The 17,544-nt window shown below is 32.5% G+C and carries 22 protein-coding genes, 1 other RNA gene and 4 pseudogenes; all 27 read left to right on the top strand.

Annotated features, from left to right (window positions below; all coding sequences use genetic code 11):
* Window positions 1-5: 5 nt before the first annotated feature.
* Window positions 6-653, top strand: a pseudogene (locus tag KO172_RS08330) (PhoH family protein); the annotation flags it as partial.
* 33 nt (window positions 654-686) lie between these two features.
* Window positions 687-1,130 carry an rRNA maturation RNase YbeY gene (ybeY, locus tag KO172_RS08325; RefSeq protein ID WP_215493492.1) on the top strand — a complete coding sequence of 148 codons (444 nt, stop codon included), beginning with the start codon at window positions 687-689 and terminating at the stop codon, window positions 1,128-1,130.
* Between the two features lie 51 nt (window positions 1,131-1,181).
* Window positions 1,182-1,559: a cytidine deaminase gene (gene cdd, locus KO172_RS06925; RefSeq protein WP_215492733.1), complete on the top strand. Its 378-nt coding sequence runs from the start codon at window positions 1,182-1,184 to the stop codon at window positions 1,557-1,559.
* A 21-nt stretch (window positions 1,560-1,580) separates the two neighbouring features.
* Window positions 1,581-1,730, top strand: coding sequence for a GTPase (locus KO172_RS06920; protein WP_215492732.1), 150 nt, complete (start codon window positions 1,581-1,583; stop codon window positions 1,728-1,730).
* 19 nt (window positions 1,731-1,749) lie between these two features.
* Entirely contained in the window at window positions 1,750-2,457 is a 708-nt protein-coding gene (gene era, locus KO172_RS06915) for a GTPase Era (RefSeq protein ID WP_215492731.1), read from the top strand.
* Window positions 2,444-2,779: a recombination protein O N-terminal domain-containing protein gene (locus tag KO172_RS06910; RefSeq protein WP_215492730.1), complete on the top strand. Its 336-nt coding sequence runs from the start codon at window positions 2,444-2,446 to the stop codon at window positions 2,777-2,779. The genes era and KO172_RS06910 overlap by 14 nt, the downstream gene beginning before the upstream one ends.
* A 386-nt stretch (window positions 2,780-3,165) precedes the next feature.
* Window positions 3,166-4,054: pseudogene (gene glyQ, locus KO172_RS06905) on the top strand (glycine--tRNA ligase subunit alpha).
* A 77-nt stretch (window positions 4,055-4,131) separates the two neighbouring features.
* The gene (locus KO172_RS06900) at window positions 4,132-4,359 is read left to right on the top strand and encodes a hypothetical protein (RefSeq protein ID WP_215492729.1); all 228 of its coding nucleotides are present in this window, start codon (window positions 4,132-4,134) and stop codon (window positions 4,357-4,359) included.
* Window positions 4,349-4,549 (top strand): glycine--tRNA ligase subunit beta, encoded by a 201-nt coding sequence (locus tag KO172_RS08255; RefSeq protein WP_374047651.1) that lies wholly within the window; start codon window positions 4,349-4,351, stop codon window positions 4,547-4,549. The genes KO172_RS06900 and KO172_RS08255 overlap by 11 nt, the downstream gene beginning before the upstream one ends.
* A gap of 109 nt (window positions 4,550-4,658) precedes the next feature.
* Complete coding sequence (gene glyS / locus KO172_RS06895) at window positions 4,659-6,122, top strand: glycine--tRNA ligase subunit beta (protein WP_251320152.1); 1,464 nt, start codon at window positions 4,659-4,661, stop codon at window positions 6,120-6,122.
* Window positions 6,123-6,935 carry a pyruvate, water dikinase regulatory protein gene (locus KO172_RS06890; protein ID WP_215492728.1) on the top strand — a complete coding sequence of 271 codons (813 nt, stop codon included), beginning with the start codon at window positions 6,123-6,125 and terminating at the stop codon, window positions 6,933-6,935. It begins immediately after the preceding gene.
* A 3-nt stretch (window positions 6,936-6,938) separates the two neighbouring features.
* Window positions 6,939-7,955 (top strand): annotated as a pseudogene (locus tag KO172_RS06885) (deoxyguanosinetriphosphate triphosphohydrolase).
* Window positions 7,952-8,281 carry a CHC2 zinc finger domain-containing protein gene (locus KO172_RS06880; RefSeq protein ID WP_215492727.1) on the top strand — a complete coding sequence of 110 codons (330 nt, stop codon included), beginning with the start codon at window positions 7,952-7,954 and terminating at the stop codon, window positions 8,279-8,281. Before KO172_RS06885 ends, KO172_RS06880 begins: the two are co-directional and overlap by 4 nt.
* Window positions 8,269-9,678, top strand: coding sequence for a DNA primase (gene dnaG, locus KO172_RS06875; protein ID WP_215493487.1), 1,410 nt, complete (start codon window positions 8,269-8,271; stop codon window positions 9,676-9,678). The genes KO172_RS06880 and dnaG overlap by 13 nt, the downstream gene beginning before the upstream one ends.
* Window positions 9,679-9,695: 17 nt before the next feature.
* Window positions 9,696-10,955 (top strand): RNA polymerase sigma factor RpoD, encoded by a 1,260-nt coding sequence (gene rpoD, locus KO172_RS06870; RefSeq protein ID WP_215492726.1) that lies wholly within the window; start codon window positions 9,696-9,698, stop codon window positions 10,953-10,955.
* Window positions 10,955-11,638 (top strand): tRNA (adenine(22)-N(1))-methyltransferase, encoded by a 684-nt coding sequence (locus KO172_RS06865; RefSeq protein ID WP_215492725.1) that lies wholly within the window; start codon window positions 10,955-10,957, stop codon window positions 11,636-11,638. The genes rpoD and KO172_RS06865 overlap by 1 nt, the downstream gene beginning before the upstream one ends.
* Window positions 11,625-12,380: a Nif3-like dinuclear metal center hexameric protein gene (locus tag KO172_RS06860; RefSeq protein ID WP_215492724.1), complete on the top strand. Its 756-nt coding sequence runs from the start codon at window positions 11,625-11,627 to the stop codon at window positions 12,378-12,380. Before KO172_RS06865 ends, KO172_RS06860 begins: the two co-directional genes overlap by 14 nt.
* Window positions 12,381-12,427: 47 nt before the next feature.
* Window positions 12,428-12,758: RNase P RNA component class A (rnpB, locus tag KO172_RS06855), an RNA gene on the top strand.
* 27 nt (window positions 12,759-12,785) lie between these two features.
* Complete coding sequence (locus KO172_RS06850) at window positions 12,786-13,133, top strand: QueT transporter family protein (RefSeq protein ID WP_251320151.1); 348 nt, start codon at window positions 12,786-12,788, stop codon at window positions 13,131-13,133.
* Window positions 13,134-13,287: 154 nt separating this feature from the next.
* Window positions 13,288-14,301 (top strand): endolytic transglycosylase MltG, encoded by a 1,014-nt coding sequence (gene mltG / locus KO172_RS06845; protein WP_215493485.1) that lies wholly within the window; start codon window positions 13,288-13,290, stop codon window positions 14,299-14,301.
* Window positions 14,267-14,853: pseudogene (locus KO172_RS06840) on the top strand (O-methyltransferase). Before mltG ends, KO172_RS06840 begins: the two are co-directional and overlap by 35 nt.
* A gap of 94 nt (window positions 14,854-14,947) precedes the next feature.
* Window positions 14,948-15,823, top strand: coding sequence for a peptidase U32 family protein (locus KO172_RS06835; RefSeq protein WP_508093837.1), 876 nt, complete (start codon window positions 14,948-14,950; stop codon window positions 15,821-15,823).
* A gap of 157 nt (window positions 15,824-15,980) precedes the next feature.
* On the top strand, window positions 15,981-16,160 hold the full coding sequence (locus KO172_RS06830; protein WP_309557800.1) for a U32 family peptidase C-terminal domain-containing protein: 180 nt from the start codon (window positions 15,981-15,983) through the stop codon (window positions 16,158-16,160).
* Window positions 16,153-16,302 carry a hypothetical protein gene (locus KO172_RS06825; RefSeq protein ID WP_309557684.1) on the top strand — a complete coding sequence of 50 codons (150 nt, stop codon included), beginning with the start codon at window positions 16,153-16,155 and terminating at the stop codon, window positions 16,300-16,302. Before KO172_RS06830 ends, KO172_RS06825 begins: the two co-directional genes overlap by 8 nt.
* Window positions 16,269-16,346, top strand: a complete 78-nt coding sequence (locus tag KO172_RS08305; protein ID WP_445080632.1) for a hypothetical protein — start codon at window positions 16,269-16,271, stop codon at window positions 16,344-16,346. The genes KO172_RS06825 and KO172_RS08305 overlap by 34 nt, the downstream gene beginning before the upstream one ends.
* Entirely contained in the window at window positions 16,342-17,280 is a 939-nt protein-coding gene (locus tag KO172_RS06820) for a GspE/PulE family protein (protein WP_215493481.1), read from the top strand. The genes KO172_RS08305 and KO172_RS06820 overlap by 5 nt, the downstream gene beginning before the upstream one ends.
* On the top strand, window positions 17,281-17,490 hold the full coding sequence (locus tag KO172_RS06815) for a hypothetical protein (RefSeq protein ID WP_215492722.1): 210 nt from the start codon (window positions 17,281-17,283) through the stop codon (window positions 17,488-17,490). It begins immediately after the preceding gene.
* Window positions 17,491-17,544 lie beyond the last annotated feature (54 nt).

Raw genomic sequence — 17,544 nt, 5'->3', positions numbered from 1 at the left:
CTATAACTAGTGAAGGAAAGACTATAAGACCTAAGACTATTGGTCAAAAAAGATATGTCGATATGATTAGAAAGTCTGGAATAACCTTCGGTATAGGACCAGCAGGTACTGGCAAAACATATTTGGCTATAGCTATGGCGGTTAATGCTTTTAAAAATAAAGAAGTATCTAAGATTATATTAACAAGACCAGCTGTAGAAGCAGGTGAGAACCTAGGATTCTTACCGGGTGACCTTAAAGAAAAGGTTGATCCATATCTAAGGCCGGTCTATGATGCTCTATATGAGATTATGGGCAAGGAGCAATATGAAAAAAATGCTGAAAGAGGACTTATAGAAGTAGCGCCACTTGCTTATATGAGAGGAAGGACACTAGATAAAGCCTTCATAATACTTGATGAAGCACAAAATACTACAGAAGAGCAAATGAAGATGTTCCTAACAAGGATGGGCTTCAACTCTAAGGTGATTGTTACAGGTGATATTACTCAAAGAGACTTACCAAAGGGTAAGAAGTCTGGACTTATAGCGGCCAGTCATATACTTAGAAATATCAATGGCATAAGCTTCATAGAGCTTACTCAAACTGACGTTGTAAGAAATATACTGGTTCAAAGAATCATTGAAGCTTATAATCTTTATGAAAGTAAGAAGCTTAATAAAGAAAGTGAAGAAAGAGAAGAAAAGATGGATATAGTAATTAATAACGAAAACAACTATCCTATAGAAGCAGGTTATGAAGACACAATGAAAAAGATAGCATCTCTAGCATTAAAAAAAGAAGGGCTTAATGACGATTATGAAGTGGGCCTTACTTACGTGTCAAAGGAAGAGATACAAGATTTGAACAGAGAGTACAGGGACATTGATAAAGTTACAGATGTTTTATCATTTCCACTTATCGAAGACTTCTCTTCAGATGAAACCTTGCTAGGCGATGTAGTCATCTCATATGATGTTGCTGTGGAGCAAGCAAAAGAGTATGGGCATAGTCTTGAAAGAGAGATTATGTTTTTATTCACACATAGCATACTTCACCTTTTGGGATATGATCATATTGAAGACGATGATAGAGTTATTATGGAACAGAGACAAAGAGATATATTAGACGAGCTTAATATTACACGTTAGTATTGAAATTAAGCGTAAAATATTATATAATAAAAGCTTGGAGGGACGCTAATGGATACTAAAGGGCTTATTGAATCGGCACTTAAAGTTTTAGATAGATCATACAGTAAATACTCTAAATTTAAGGTTGCTGCAGCAGTAGAGATGGATGATGGCAATGTTTATACTGGAGTCAATATCGAAAATGCATCTTATGGTCTAACAATATGTGCAGAAAGAAGCGCAATAGCAAATGCAATAGTAAGCTCTGACTCTAGGTCCATTAAACGTATAGCAATTGTAAATGTGGATGTATATCCTATGCCATGCGGTGCGTGTAGACAGTTCATAAGCGAGTTCACTAAAGACTGCGAGATTATAGTTGCAAAGGATGTAAATGATTATAAAATTTATAATATAAAAGATCTGCTCCCAGAATCTTTTCATTAGATGAGTAAAAGAGGTGAAACAATGGAATTTAAATCAGGCTATGTAGCGGTTGTAGGTAGACCCAATGCTGGTAAATCAACACTACTTAATAAACTTGTTAAGTTTAACATATCTATCATCTCAGATAAACCACAAACTACTAGAGATATAATTAATTTTATATACAGATGATGATGCACAAATTATATTCATGGATACTCCTGGCTATCAAATTGCGAAAAACAAGTTAGGCGACTACATGGATAAGGTGATGAGAGCCGCTTTAGAGGATGCAGATATGATACTATACATAATTGATGGATCTGTACCTATTAAAGCTGGCGAAAAAGAACTTATGGACATAGTTACAAGTGCAAACAAGAATGTAGTTATTGCTATCAATAAAATTGACAAAGACGAATCTCATATAGAAGAAATTATAGGCGAGATAAATTCTAGAAAACTTAATTCAATTACTGTTCCAATAAGTGCGGCTAATGATGATAACTTGGATAAGCTTCTAGATGAAATAAAAAAAGTATTGAAACCAGGTCCTATGTATTATGATGGTGAATATTTAACTGATAAACCAATGAAGTTTATCGTTTCAGAGATTATTAGACAAAAGTGCCTAAACTTTTTATCAGATGAGATACCACATGGGATAAACATTGAAATACTTAAGTATGAAGAAAAAGAAGATGCTGTAAACATAGATGCAATCATTTATTGTGAGAGAGAAAGCCACAAGGGCATGGTCATAGGTAAAGAAGCCTCTATGATTAAAAAGATTAGACTTGCTGCAAAGAAAGATATAAAAGCCATGCTTGATACAGAAGTTAATCTTAAATTAAATGTTAAGGTTGCCAAGAATTGGAGAAAGAACGAAGACCAGGTGAAGTTTTTTGGATACAAGTAAGTCCGAAGAGTACAGAGGCATAGTTATTGCTAGCAAGAGCGATGAAAAGAACGGCAAAATACTTGAAATATACACGGTTAATGCTGGGCGTATAAAAGCTTATGTACGAAGCGCTTATGATTTGAGAAGCAATGTTTCAAGAAGTTCATTTGTATTTACAGAGTCAGTGTTCATGCTATCTAAGTATAAAGAATTATTCTTAGTAAATGATTCAAAGGTATTATATTCAGCTCAGCTAATGAACGCAGATATTAAAAGATTCACAATTTTGCTTTTTATCAGAGCTATTATCAACGCTTTTGAATACTCAGGAGTCAGATGAGTATATTTACTCGATGATAATCACACTAGTAAATATTATGGATATTTATCCAGAAAGAGCAGAATTATTTATCTTGGCATTTATACTAAAGCTCATATATTTATTAGGATACTTTCCTAGAATACAATTAAGAGATAAAGTAGATACTTATAGATTTGAATTTGAACATGGAACAATAATAGCTGAACTTAGTAACTATAAAAGAACTTACTTATAAAAGAAGAACTAAGCTTTATCAATTTTTGCTTGACAGCAAATTTAAAGACTTAATTAATGTTGAATACAATGATAAATATAAAAATTTAAAACTTTGTTTATAAATTATATTTTATATTTTGATAAAGACGAATTTAAGACTCTTAAAGTCAAATATTGAGGAGGACAAAATGTATTTTCAAGATTTAATGATGAATTTACTAAATTATTGGAAGGATAAAGGCTGCTTAGTAATGGAGCCTTATGATGTCGAGAAGGGTGCAGGAACAATGAATCCACACTTTTCTTAGATCACTAGGACCTGAGCCTTGGAGAGTTGTATATGTAGAACCATCAAGAAGGCCAGCGGATGCAAGATATGGTGAAAATCCAAACAGAGTTTACCAACACCATCAATTGCAAGTAATACTAAAACCATCGCCATATGATGTTCAAGATTTGTACTTGGATAGCTTGAAGGCGATTGGCATAGACCCGTTAAAACACGATATAAGATTCGTAGAAGATAACTGGGAGTCACCTACACTTGGTGCGTGGGGACTAGGCTGGGAAGTTTGGCTTGACGGTATGGAGATAACTCAATTCACATACTTCCAACAAGTCGGTGGACTTAATCTAGACATTGAATCCTCAGAGCTAACATATGGTCTTGAGAGAATTGCTATGTACTTACAAGATGTTGACAATGTTTACGATATACAATGGAATGAAAATTTCACATATGGTGATATATTCAAGAAAGCTGAGTATGAGCACTCTGTTTACAGTTTTGAATTAGCAGACAAGGACTTACTACAAGAGATGTTTGAAAGATATGAAGCCGAATGCAAGAGAATTATTGAAAAAGGACTTATATTACCAGCGTATGACTATGTACTAAAGTGCTCACATACATTCAACGTGCTTGATGCACTTGGAGCTATATCAGTATCGCAAAGAGCAAACTATATACTAAAGGTTAGAAGTTTGGCTAAGCTAATAGCAAGTAAATACGTAGAACAAAGAAAAGAGATGGGCTTTCCATTTACTAAGAAAGTAGGTTTTAATGATGGCAAATAGATATTTATTAGAAGTAGGTATGGAAGAGCTACCTGCTAGTTATTCAAAATTAGCTATAGAACAATTTAAAAGTGCTTTTGAAATTATTAAATGAAAACTCATACAAAGATTATGAAGTAAACGTATATACAACACCAAGAAGAATTACTACTATAATTGACAATATCATAGAAAATGAAAGCATAGAAAAGAAGAAATCAAGGGTCCTTCTAAGTCAATTAGTTTTGATGATGCTGGCAACCCAACAAAGGCACTTCAAGGCTTTTAAAGTCAAAGGGCTTAGATGTAAAAGATATTTTCTTTAAAGATATGGGTGGCACTGAATATGTTTTTGCTAATGTAGAGCACAAGAGCTTAACATTTACAGAGCTTATTGAACGAAACGCAGAAAGTATTATTAGAAAGATAGTCTTTCCAAAATCTATGAAATGGGGCGGAAGAGACTTAAAATTTGCTAGACCTATTAGATGGATTGTCTCTTTTATAATGACATAGTTGTTAAATTTAACTTAGAGAATATAAGAGTATCAAATTTAACAAATGGTCACAGATTTTATCTAAGAAGGATATAGAGATATCTGATGCTCATGACTATATGAAGATTATGGAAGATAACTTTGTTATTGTTGATAACAGCGAAAGAAAAGCAAGAATTAGACTAGAGTCAGAAAGACTTGCTAAATCTGTTGGTGGATCGATACAAAATGATGAAGCTATCATTGATCAAGTAACAAACTTAGTTGAATATCCAACACCACTACTTGGAACTATTAAGGATCAATATCTTGAGCTTCCTGATGAAGTGGTTATCACACCAATGAAGGATCACTTAAGATACTTCCCAGTTGTAGATTCAAAGAACAGACTTATGAATCACTTCATTACAGTTAGAAATGGTGACGATAAATATCTTGACATAGTTAGAAAAGGGAATGAAAAAGTTCTTGCTGCTAGGCTGGAAGATGCTAAATTCTTCTTTAATGAAGATAGGAAGAAAAACTTAGAAGACTATGTTAATGATTTAAGAACAATTGTCTTCCAAGATAAGCTTGGAACATTATACGATAAAACATTAAGAAACATTAAACTATCTGAAAAGATTTGTGAAGACCTAAATGTTGGAGAAGAGACAGTAGAGACTACTAAGAGAGCTGCATATTTATCAAAAGCTGACCTTGCAACTAAGCTAGTTGTAGAGTTTACTGAACTTCAAGGCGTTATGGGAAAGATATATGCTAAGCTATCAGGAGAAACTGTAGGTGTGCAAGAAGCAATATATGAACACTATCTACCAAGATATGCCCAAGATTCACTTCCAAGCACTACTGCAGGAGTAATACTTGCTGTAGCAGATAAACTTGATACAATATCAGGTTTATTCTCAATCGGCACAAAACCAAGTGGATCACAAGACCCATTTGGTATAAGAAGGGCTACTTTGGGTATTATAAATATAGTATTAGAAAAGTCTTTGGATGTATCTATAGATTCCTTACTTGAAGAAACATTGTACAACTATGTCAATATAAATGAATTAAAGTTTGATTACGACGAGGTTAAGAAGAATGTTTTAGATTATATTAAGACAAGGTTCATAGGTATATTGCAAGATAGTAACTATGATGCAAATTTAATAAACGCTGTTATGAATAAACATAAAGACTTAAATTTATTAACTATAAAACAAGTCCTAACAAAGTTAGATGGAATTAAAGACAGTGATGAATTTAAAGATGCTTTAGCTGCGTTTAGGAGAATATATCAGATATCAAAAGGAAAAGAATTTGAAAAAGTTGATCCTAACCAAGACATAATGGAAGAGAGTGAAAAAGAATTATTCGTTCTATACCAAGATTTGAAGGCAAAGGAAGAAAATATTTCCGATATAGATATAACAGAAGCAATTAAGATACTTGCTACTTACAAAGAAAGCATTGATAAATTCTTGGACTCAACTATGGTTTTAGTTGATAATAAAATAATAAAGAACAACAGACTTTCATTAATATCATTAATACTAAATGAATTTAACTCCATTTTAGATTTTAAAGAAATAGAGGAGATTTAATTGAACGAAATAACTATATTTGTAATTTCAGACTCTATAGGTGAAACAGCTGGAAAGATTGCTAGATCATGTATCAAGCAATTTTCACCAGACGCTTACGAGATTAAGAGGTTCCCTTATGTTGACAGCAAGGACAAGATATTTAATATCTTTGAAAAGGCAAAACTAGTTCCTTCAGTTGTTATATTTACAACTGTATTGGAAGATCATGCACATTATATTGAAAGCTTAGGAAGAAAATATAATATTCCAACTGTTAACGTTATGAGTAAAGTTTTGGACTCTATTGAATCAGTTTTACATCAAGCACCTATTAGAGAGGCAGGACTTATTAGAAGACTTGACCAAGAGTACTTTGATAAGGTTTCTGCTATCGAGTTTGCAGTTAAGTATGACGATGGAAAGGATCCTAGAGGCATTATCCTTGCTGACGTTGTTCTTCTAGGTATATCAAGGACTTCGAAGACACCTCTTTCTATGTATTTAGCTAATAAGAATTACAAGGTAGCAAACGTACCGTTACTTCCAGAGATAGAACCTAGTGAGTTTTTATTTGAAAAGGACAAAAGAAGGATATTTGGTCTCATTGCTTCTGATAGAAAGATTAATGAAATCAGAATAGAAAGAATGAAGTCTTTAGGTATAGAAGATATATGCAACTATGCTTGCACAGATAGAATTAACGAAGAGCTTAGATATTCTAAGGAAATTATGGGAAAACTTGGATGCCAGGTTATTGACGTTACAAATAAAGCTATAGAAGAGACAGCTTCAATTATAATAGATAGTTTGAGTAAAATTTTGGTGAGATGAATGATTAATTTTAGAGAAAATATGAAAATTTCAAGATTCTTACCTTTCGGAATATGCATGCAAATGTTCGGACAGTAGAGGAAGAAAAGTTTCGGAGGAAAAGTGTGATATAAGAACCGACTTCCAAAGAGACAGAGACAGGATTCTACACTCAAAAGCATTTAGAAGGCTTAAGCACAAGACTCAAGTGTTTCTAGCGCCTAAAGGAGATCACTTTAGGACAAGGCTTACACATACACTTGAAGTTAGCCAAATAGCCAGAACCATTGCTAGAGCTTTAAGACTTAATGAAGATTTAGTTGAAGCGATATCTTTGGGACATGACTTAGGGCATACACCATTTGGACATGCTGGAGAGAGCGCACTTAATGAGAAATGTAAGGATTTAGGCGGATTTAGGCACTATGAACAAAGCTTAAGAGTTGTTGACGTGCTTGAGAAAAGAAATGGAAAGTTTGGACTTAACTTATGCGACGAAGTTAGAGATGGAATTGTAAACCATAGCGGAGCGAACGAAGCATATACTTTAGAAGGTAGAGTAGTTAAGTTTGCAGATCGAATTGCATATATCAATCATGATATTGATGATGCAATCAGAGCTGGTGTTTTGCACGAGAAAGATATACCAAAAGATCTTATTGAAATTTTAGGCGATTCTCACTCAAAGAGAATCAATACTATGATTACAGATATACTTAAAGAAAGTTATGGACAAAACTATATAAAATGTCTGATGAAGTTGGTGAAGCAATGCTTGCCTTAAGGGCTTTCATGTTTAAAGAAGTTTATTTTAATCCAATTACAACTAAGGAACATGACAAGGCCAAGAACATAATATCAATGTTATATGATTATTATGATGAGCATCCAGAAAAACTTCCTGACAATATTAAAGAGATTCAAGGAACAAAGAATCAAGAAATTTGTGATTACATCGCGGGTATGTCAGACATATATGCAATAAATGAATTTAAAAAGATATATGTACCACAAACTTGGAAGAATGAGGTTATGATATGAAAGTAATTAATGCAGCAGTCATTGATAAAATTAAAGAGTACAATAACATCGAAGATGTGATTGGCGAGAATATAAAACTAGATAAGAAAGGCGCATCATATACTGGACTGTGCCCATTTCACAAGGAGAAGACGCCGTCATTTCATGTTAATAGTAAAGATGGATACTACAAATGTTTTGGCTGCGGAGAGTCTGGGGATGTCATTACTTTTATAGAGAAGTATAGGAACTTAAGTTTCCAAGAAGCAGTTGAGTATTTAGCTGACAGAGCGAATATAACTCTACAAGAAGCAACAAGTAAAAAAAAACTGAAATTGATCTCATAGAAAAATTTTATGATATTAATAAAACAGCTCTTGATTTCTTCCAAAGTCAAATATTAAAGTCAAAGATAGCTATTGACTATCTACTTAAGAGGAAATTAAGCAAGGAAACTGTTTTAAAGTATCAACTAGGTTATGCGCCAAATGAATGGACAGCACTTAAAGATTACTTAATAGGCAAAGGATACAGTGAAGATTTCATAGTTAAAGCAGGTTTAGCCAAGATAAAAGAAGAAAAAGATAGTTCATATGATGTATTTAGAAACAGATTAGTCTTTCCTATATTTGATGTGCATAATCATGTGCTTGGCTTTAGCGCAAGAAGCTTGGATAACAGTATGCCTAAGTACTTAAATACAAGTGAAAATATTGTCTTTAAGAAGAGAGAGTTGCTATTCGGCTACAATATTTATAAAAAAGAAGCTGATAGAGATAAAATACTTCTTGTTGAAGGCAATATTGATGTTATGAGTTTATATCAAGCAGGTGTAAATTATGCTGTTGCTAATTTGGGTACAGCTTTTACTATAAATCAAGCAAACTTATTGAATAGAAACGCAAAGAAAATTTATATTTGTTATGATGGAGACAAAGCAGGCAAAAATGCAACACATAAGGCTATAGAGATACTTAGATTTATAAATGCTAAAGCTAATGTTGTGGTGCTTGAAGAAGGCTTAGATCCAGATGATTTTATTAAAAAATATGGACTTTCTGGTTTTACTGCCAAGCTTAATGAAGCAAAAAACTCTGTTGAATATGAAGTTTCTGAGCTAATGCAGCTTTATGATGTAAACAATCCGGAAAACTTATTAGAACTAATTAACGAGTTGTCGAGACTATTGTCAAAAATAAATGACAAAATTGAGAGAGAAATTTATATAGACTACATTTCGAGAGTCTACTCTATTGACAAGAGTTTGCTAATCAATCAAGTTTCAAAAACAAATTATGTTAACAAATACAGAGAAAAATATACTGTACCAGAAGTACCAAAAATTAAAAAATTAGATATAGAAATTATAGATGAGAATCTTTTAATATATGCATTAGCGGATATTAAATATTTTAAATATATAATAAATGAAATTTCTATAGATAATTATAGTAAAGTATTTAAGATAAACATGCCACTACTAAAGTCGAAGTACGAAGGCAATAATGAGATAGAACTTAGTGATTTTGATATAGCGGATAAAGATAATGCGCTTTTAGAGATTGATGATATTAGGAAGAAATCTGAAGAATCTACATACATCAATCTAAAAGAATTAATTGAAAAAAGAATGAAGCTAAAATCAAAAGACTATGTGAGTGATTTATTGGAACAAATTAATGATGGCAAAGGTGATGCAATGGAGCTTTTAAAACTAATTAAAAAGCACAGAGATAACGAATGATGAAGGGGAGTGTTCTTATGAAAAAAGAAAAGAATGCTAGCACAAAGAAAATTAAAAAAGAAAAAGTAACGGATGAAGCAATAAAGATAATAGATGAAAACGTTAGCGAAGATAAAAGACAAGCCATGTATGAGCTACTAAACGAAGGAAGAACAAAAGGTTACATCAACTATAAAGAGATTGAGGATGGTTTGGATAAATTTGAAGTAACTGAAGACGAAGTTATATCTTTCTACGATGCACTAGATGCAGCTCAAGTTAGTATCATTGACACTAAAGATGAAGATGAAGAAATCGACTTAGATGAAAACTTTGATGTTGATAAAGATGATGATGACGATGACGAAGAAGACATTGACTTAGAGGAGCTAAGATCTTTTGAGGAAGAATTAAGCAAGGATGATAAACTTGAATTAGCTAAAGAAAAGGGCAAGAACAAAATAGTTATAACTGACGACCCTGTGAGGATGTATCTTAAGGAAATAGGTAGAATTCCTTTGCTTACTTTTGAAGAAGAAGTTAAACTTGCAAAAAAGATAGAAGAAGGCGATGAGTCAGCTAAAGATAAGCTTGCAGAAGCAAATTTGAGACTTGTAGTTAGTATTGCTAAGAGATACGTAGGTAGAGGTATGCAATTTTTAGACTTGATCCAAGAAGGCAATATGGGCTTAATAAAAGCGGTTGATAAGTTTGAGCACAAGAAGGGATTTAAGTTTAGTACCTATGCAACATGGTGGATTAGACAAGCAATCACAAGAGCCATAGCAGACCAAGCCAGAACTATAAGAATACCTGTACACATGGTTGAGACTATAAATAAGTTAGTTAGAGCACAAAGACAATTAGTACAAGAATTAGGTAGAGACCCTCTTCCAGAAGAAGTTGCTGAATTAATGAATATGGATGTAGAAAAGGTTAGAGAAGTACAAAAGATTGCTCAAGAACCAGTATCATTAGAGACACCTATTGGTGAAGAAGAAGACTCGCACTTAGGAGACTTTATACCTGATGAAGAAATACTGTCCCCATCAGATGCAGCGACAAACACTATGCTTAGAGAACAATTAATTTCTGTTCTTGACACGTTAACAGATAGAGAAAGAAAAGTTTTAGCTTTAAGATTCGGCCTTGATGATGGCAGAACAAGAACACTTGAAGAGGTTGGACAAGCCTTTGACGTTACTAGAGAAAGAATTAGACAGATAGAAGCAAAAGCATTAAGAAAGCTAAAACATCCAAGTAGATCTAAAAAGCTTAGAGACTTCCTTGAACTATAATGAATTATTCAAAGAGACTTATTGAGATATCTAAGTCCATTAAAAAAGGTTCCTCGCTTATAGATGTTGGTTGCGATCACGGCTATATAGCAAAGATGCTTTTGGATAATGGCACTATAGATAAGGTTATTGAAAGCGATATAAGTGAAAAATCATTAGAAAAAGCTGAGCTATTACTTTCTGGCGTTAAGTATAAAGATAAAATTAAATTTATTGTAAGCGATGGTCTTGTTAATATAGATAGCAAGGGATACGATACACTTTTAATTGCCGGTATGGGCGAAGAGACTATAGTAAGCATACTATCAAAGAGCTTAGACAAGGTAAGATGCTTTAGTAGTATAATAATACAAGCTATGGGTGAAGGCTCGAACATTAGAAAGTATTTTAAGGAGAATGATTTTTTCATAAAGAAAGAACGTTTGTTTATTGAGAAAGAAAAATACTATAGGCTCTATGAAGTGATTAATAAGAAAACTAATGTTGAGGACTACACTTTGCCAGTTAACTTTGACATGCAAGACATTGAATACCTTAAAGTGTATTATGAAAATGAAATTAAGAGTATAAAAGATATACTTAATAGGATTAACAAAGAGAAGAATTTAAGCAAGTTTGAAGAGTTAAGTAAAGATTTAAATAAAATTAAAAAATATATGGAGAAGATCAATGAAAAAGAATGAAATTATAAAGATAATTGAAAGTATCTTCCCAAAGGAGTATAGAGAGCCTTGGGATAATTCTGGATTGATAATAGATCTAGATAAAGAAGATATAAAAAAGATTTATTTAAGCGTTGATCTCTTATATGATGATATTAAAGAACTGGATGATGTGGATATGGTGATAACGCATCATCCTTTAATTTTTAAAGGCATAAAAGAGATTGATATGAATGCAAGCTCAAAGCTAATTAAGCATATGATTAAAAATGACATCATATACTATAGCGCGCACACATCATTCGATGTTCAAAGCTCTGGTTTTTATAAATTTTACAAAGACAATCTAAAGCTTTCTAATACAGATTTTGCTATCAAGGTAAATGATGATATGGGCTATGGAGTTGTTGGAGACATAAAGGATGTATCATTAAAAGATTTGGGATATATCATTAAAGATATTAATAATGCGAAATATATACAAGTATATAAAAATAATAATCGTAACAGCAGGCTTATGATATTAAATGGTAGTGGCAGAGATTTTGTAGAAAATGCTATCGAAGAAAGGCCTGACACTGTTATAACATCTGATTTAGGATATCATGACATACAAGCACTAAGAAATGCAAAGATTAATTTAATTATGCAAGACCACAACAGTAGTGAGAGTGCTTTTGTTAATATCATAGAGGATATATTAAAGAAACATACAAATGGCATTGAGATAGTTAAAATTTCTCTTCTTTCACTGATAATGTAGAAATAATATAGAATTTTATGCATTTTGTAGTATAATAAACTTTGTAATGAGTAAACCAGATGGTTGCGTGCTTAGGCATGAGGAAAGTCCGTGCTCCACAGAGCAGAATGCTGGATAACGTCCAGTGAAGGCGACTTCAAGGATAGTGCAACAGAAATAGACCGCCATTTTGGTAAGGGTGGAAAGGCAGTGTAAGAGACTACCTACTTTTAGGCGACTAAAGGTGACATGTAAACCCCATTCGGAGCAAAACAAAGAAGGATAAAAGGTTATTGCTCGTAACCTCCTGTAAGGTAAGTTGCTTGATTTTAATGGTAACATTAAAACTAGATAGATAACCATCTAATACAGAACACGGCTTATAGGTTTACTCATTTACATAAATTTCAACGAGGGAGACTAAAAATGAAGACAAAAACAAACACAATTACAAAAGCGGCTTTAATTGCTACACTTTACACAATACTTATACTATTGCAAACAATATTACCGTTCCAACAATTAACATTTGGACCGATACAGCTTAGACTTGCTGAAGGATTAACAGTACTTCCACTAATGGAAGCTGCAGCAGTTCCTGGATTATTCATAGGATGTTTAATATCAAACATATTTTTATCTTTTATGTCAGGCTATGGCATGATAGATATTATTTGCGGTAGCTTAGTTACACTAGTAGCTGCATATTTAACAAGAAAATCAAAATCTAAGTATTTAGCTATGCTTCCACCTATAATATTAAATGGATTTTAGTGTCAATATGGGTATCATATTTCTCAAATATTCCATATTTTACAACAGTATTAGGTATCATGGGCGGAGAAGCTATAAGCGTTGCAGTATTTGGATCAATAATATATTATATCTATGATAACAGAATTAAAAGGTGATTTAATGAAAAAGAAGGATAATTACAATAACTGTCTTAATACTTATAGTTATTGCAATTATATGGAAGGTAAACTCATGCGTATCGAGCATGTATAAACCTTACGATGTAAATGACGATACTGAATATACTATCGAAATCGCTGAAGGAAGCGGTGCTTCTGACGTAGCGAGAGAGCTTTATGAAAATAAAATTATTAGGAATGGAACTGCTTTTAAAGATGTACTAAAGGAGAACGATCTTGAAAAACATATAAAAAGCGGTACTTTTAAATTGAAAAAATCTATGACTTTACTAGAAATTGCAAATATAATTGCAGGCAAGGGTGAGGGTAAAAAAGGAGAAACTGTTAAAGTAACTATACCAGAGGGCTTCGAATTAACACGTATTGCTCAAAGATTAGAAGAAAAGGGTCTTGTTTCAAGTGAAGACTTTTTAAATGAATGCAAGAATCTTGATAAATACAAAGAAAAATATGAATTTTTATCAAGTATTAATAACGATACTTTGGAAGGATTTTTATTTCCTGCAACCTACGATATTGCGATAGGCTCGAGTAGTGAAGAGATTGTCACTATGATGCTCAATGCTTTTAATAATATTTATAGCAAGATTAGTAGTGAAGTTGACGATTTGAATAAGCTTATCACTTTAGCATCTATCGTTGAAAGAGAAGCTAAACTTGATGAGGAGAGACCTATAATAGCTAAAGTTTTCTTAAATAGAATCGAGAAGAATATAAGACTTCAATCTTGCGCAACAATTCAATACGCGCTTGGCGAGAGAAAGCCAAAACTTTCAAATGAAGATTTAAAAGTTGACTCACCATTTAACACATATACACATGATGGCTTGCCACCTGCACCAATCTGCAATCCTGGCGAGGCATCCATCGTTGCGAGCCTTCATCCAGCTGATGTTGACTACTTATACTTCGTAGTTAAGCCGGGTTCAGATGGAGCTCATAACTTCTCATCTGATTACAATAAGTTCTTAGATGATAAAAAGGAATACAAGAGCAACAATGATTAGTCAATTTATAGATGAGGACGTTTTTAACTACGTAGAAGATTTTTCCTCTAAAAGAGAATCTTTTACTGAACTAGTCGAGTATGCTAAGTCAAATAGGGTTCCTATTGTCTCTCAAGACGTGGCAAGATTTTTAGAGTTAATACTGAAAACTATTAAGCCTAAAAACATTTTAGAGATAGGCTCGGCTATAGGATATTCATCTTTAATTATGGCAAAAGCTTCGGGAGCTAATATATTAACCATAGAAAAGGATGAAGAGACTTTTAAGATATTAGAAGAAAATCTTAAAAATTATGACTCGTCAAATAAAATAAAAGCTTTTAATGATGATGCGATAAGCGTTTTGAAAAGCATGGACAATAATGAGAAATATGATTTTGCTTTATCGACGCAAATAAATCACAGTATGAAGAGTACCTAAACTTAGTATATGATTTAACAAGTGATAATGCTCTCATAATTATAGATAACATTTTATTTAGAGGTTATGTAGCTAAAGATGAAGACAATAAACGATATAGAACCATAATAAAGAATTTAAAAATTTATTGAAGATACTAAAAGCGATAAGAGGTTTACAGCAAGTTTACTTACTGTTCACGATGGCTTATTGCTTTTAAGGAAGGAGTAAGATGAAAAAAGTTGAATTATTAGCACCAGCAGGAGATTTAGAAAATTTAAAACTGCTATACAATATGGAGCTGATGCTGTATATCTAGCTGGAGACAAGCTTGGATTAAGAACTGCTTCTAAGAATTTAAGTTTAGATGATATAAAAGAAGCAACAAAGCTCGCTCATAGTTTAGATAAAAAAGTATATTTAACATTAAATGTCATATCTCACAATAAAGATCTAGAAGGTGTTGATGAATATATACAAAGCATGGACGATGCGGGTGTAGATGCGTTTATTGTATCAGACCCTGGTATATTCCAAAAGGTTAAAACGCTAGCACCAAGCAAAGAAATTCATATAAGCACACAAGCTAATATTACAAATACTGCTACTGTTGAATTTTGGCACAGTCTTGGAGCAGATAGAGTTATACTTGCTAGAGAACTAAGTTTAAAAGAGATAAAAGAGATAAAAGATGAAGTAAAAGATAAAATTATGATTGAAGCCTTTGTGCACGGAGCTATGTGTATGAGCTACTCAGGTAGATGCCTTTTATCAAACTTTATGACAGGTAGAAATGCTAACATGGGCGATTGCGCTCATCCATGCAGATATAAATATTATCTAATGGAAGAGACTAGACCAGGTGAATATTATCCAATAACAGAGGATGAAAAAGGCACATATATAATGAACTCTAAGGATCTATGTATGATAAATTACATTCCTGAGTTAATTGAAGCGGGAGTTGATTCATTCAAAATTGAAGGTAGAGTTAAGTCTGAGTACTATGTTGCAACTGTTATTAATCAATATAGAAAAGCAATTGATGATTATTACGAAGATTTAGATAGGTACATCTACAATAGAGATAACAATGTTTATCTTGACGAAATAAAAAGTTAGTCACAGAGACTTTACTACTGCATTTTCTTTGGAGATGTTAAAATGCTTCTTTAACATATGACAACTCATCATATAAGATTATATGACTTTGTTGCTAAAGTAATTGATTACGACGAAGACAAAAAGCTTATGAAGCTTCAAGAGAAACAAATTCTCTATAGGAGACGAAGTAGAAATATTTGGACCTAAGTTTTATGATAAATTTACTATTGAGAAGATTTATGATGAAAACATGCAAGAGGTTGACAATATAAACACACCTATGAAGGAAGCTTATCTACCATATGATAAGAAAGTTCAATATAATTATATGATTAGAAGGAAGGCAAATGAATAAACTATCTTCTTTATATGATGATAAAGGAATTTTAGAAATTCAAACAACAAAAGCTGAAGAATTTATTAAAATATTATTGATTACGCCATTGATAATAGAGCTAGTGATATACACTTTGAACCGTATGATAAGTATATATTAATTAGGCTCAGGATTGATGGCGAACTTGTGTTTTTAAAAGATTAATAAAAATGCTTATCAAAATATTGTTAACATTATCAAGATTAAGGCTGAGTGCGATACTGCGATTAAATTCGCACCACAAGATGGAAGATTTAGTCATGGCGAAGTTGACCTTAGAGTATCCTTTATCGAAGCAATATATGGAGAGAAAATTTGTATTAGGATTCTAAACAATAAAGAGATGTTTACTGTTGATAACATTGGCTTGTCCGACAAAGCAAAAGAATTATTCGAAAAGATTGTTAAGTATAAGTATCAAATGACTATTATTACAGGACCAACAGGTTCAGGCAAGAACTCAACTATGTATACCATGCTTAATAATCTAGACAAAGAGCGCCTTAGTATAGTTAGCGTTGAAGATCCAGTAGAGTATAGGGTTAATGATATTGATCAAATTGAAATACATGATTATAAGGACATAACATTTGCAAACACACTTAGAGCCATACTAAGACAGGACCCAGATGTTATTGCCATAGGCGAGATAAGAGATGAAGATTCTGCACAAATTGCTGTTAGAGCTTCGTTAACTGGTCATAAGATTATTACTACCTTGCACAGTATGAGCCCAGTAACAAGTATCAACAGACTTTTAGAAATGGATGTAGAAGCGTCTTATCTATTTACTTCTCTAAATGCAATAATTAACCAAAGACTTGTTAAGCGCTTGAGGTCTTCTTATGATAAGCAAGACCTAATAGCTCAAGATGGTAATGATAAATACTTTGGCAGAATTGCAGTATTTGAAATACTACTTATTAATGATAAGATAAGAGACTTGTTACTAAAGAACAATACAAAACTAACAAGTGAAATTTACAATGAGATGAAGAAGCTATCTGATTATGTAAGCTTTGAAGACTCTATAAATTATTTGCTTGAAAATAATTTTATAGATGAAAAACATACATGGACTTTAAAGAAGGCGACATAAATGAAATATGAAATAATATTTGAAGATGCAGCAGCGAAAAGCGTGAGCGCAAAGAACATCTACGAAGCCTTTCTTAAGACTAAAGATTCTAATATTGATTTTATGAGTGTTAAGTATTTTAGACCTGCTAAGATTTATAGAATACTTAAAATTAACAGCGTAAGAAGAAAGGACATAGCAAACTTTTCAGAATTATCGCATTTAATTTGAAGATAAATAACAACCTGCCACAAATTCTTGAACAAATGTATCAAAGTTCTTCAG

It is taken from the genome of Fenollaria sporofastidiosus (assembly GCF_943169635.2).
Classification (GTDB): Bacteria; Bacillota; Clostridia; order Tissierellales; family Peptoniphilaceae; genus Fenollaria; species Fenollaria sporofastidiosus.
This window is presented reverse-complemented; position numbering and strand designations above follow the sequence as displayed.

Bases quoted from the DNA above. Each gene is read 5' to 3' on its own strand.
- ybeY (WP_215493492.1), top strand. From the start codon at position 687: ATGGATATAGTAATTAATAACGAAAACAACTATCCTATAGAAGCAGGT.
- cdd (WP_215492733.1), top strand. From the start codon at position 1,182: ATGGATACTAAAGGGCTTATTGAATCGGCACTTAAAGTTTTAGATAGA.
- KO172_RS06920 (WP_215492732.1), top strand. From the start codon at position 1,581: ATGGAATTTAAATCAGGCTATGTAGCGGTTGTAGGTAGACCCAATGCT.
- era (WP_215492731.1), top strand. From the start codon at position 1,750: ATGGATACTCCTGGCTATCAAATTGCGAAAAACAAGTTAGGCGACTAC.
- glyS (WP_251320152.1), top strand. From the start codon at position 4,659: ATGGAAGATAACTTTGTTATTGTTGATAACAGCGAAAGAAAAGCAAGA.
- KO172_RS06880 (WP_215492727.1), top strand. From the start codon at position 7,952: ATGAAAGTAATTAATGCAGCAGTCATTGATAAAATTAAAGAGTACAAT.
- rpoD (WP_215492726.1), top strand. From the start codon at position 9,696: ATGAAAAAAGAAAAGAATGCTAGCACAAAGAAAATTAAAAAAGAAAAA.
- KO172_RS06865 (WP_215492725.1), top strand. From the start codon at position 10,955: ATGAATTATTCAAAGAGACTTATTGAGATATCTAAGTCCATTAAAAAA.
- KO172_RS06860 (WP_215492724.1), top strand. From the start codon at position 11,625: ATGAAAAAGAATGAAATTATAAAGATAATTGAAAGTATCTTCCCAAAG.
- KO172_RS06850 (WP_251320151.1), top strand. From the start codon at position 12,786: ATGAAGACAAAAACAAACACAATTACAAAAGCGGCTTTAATTGCTACA.
- KO172_RS06825 (WP_309557684.1), top strand. From the start codon at position 16,153: ATGAATAAACTATCTTCTTTATATGATGATAAAGGAATTTTAGAAATT.
- KO172_RS06815 (WP_215492722.1), top strand. From the start codon at position 17,281: ATGAAATATGAAATAATATTTGAAGATGCAGCAGCGAAAAGCGTGAGC.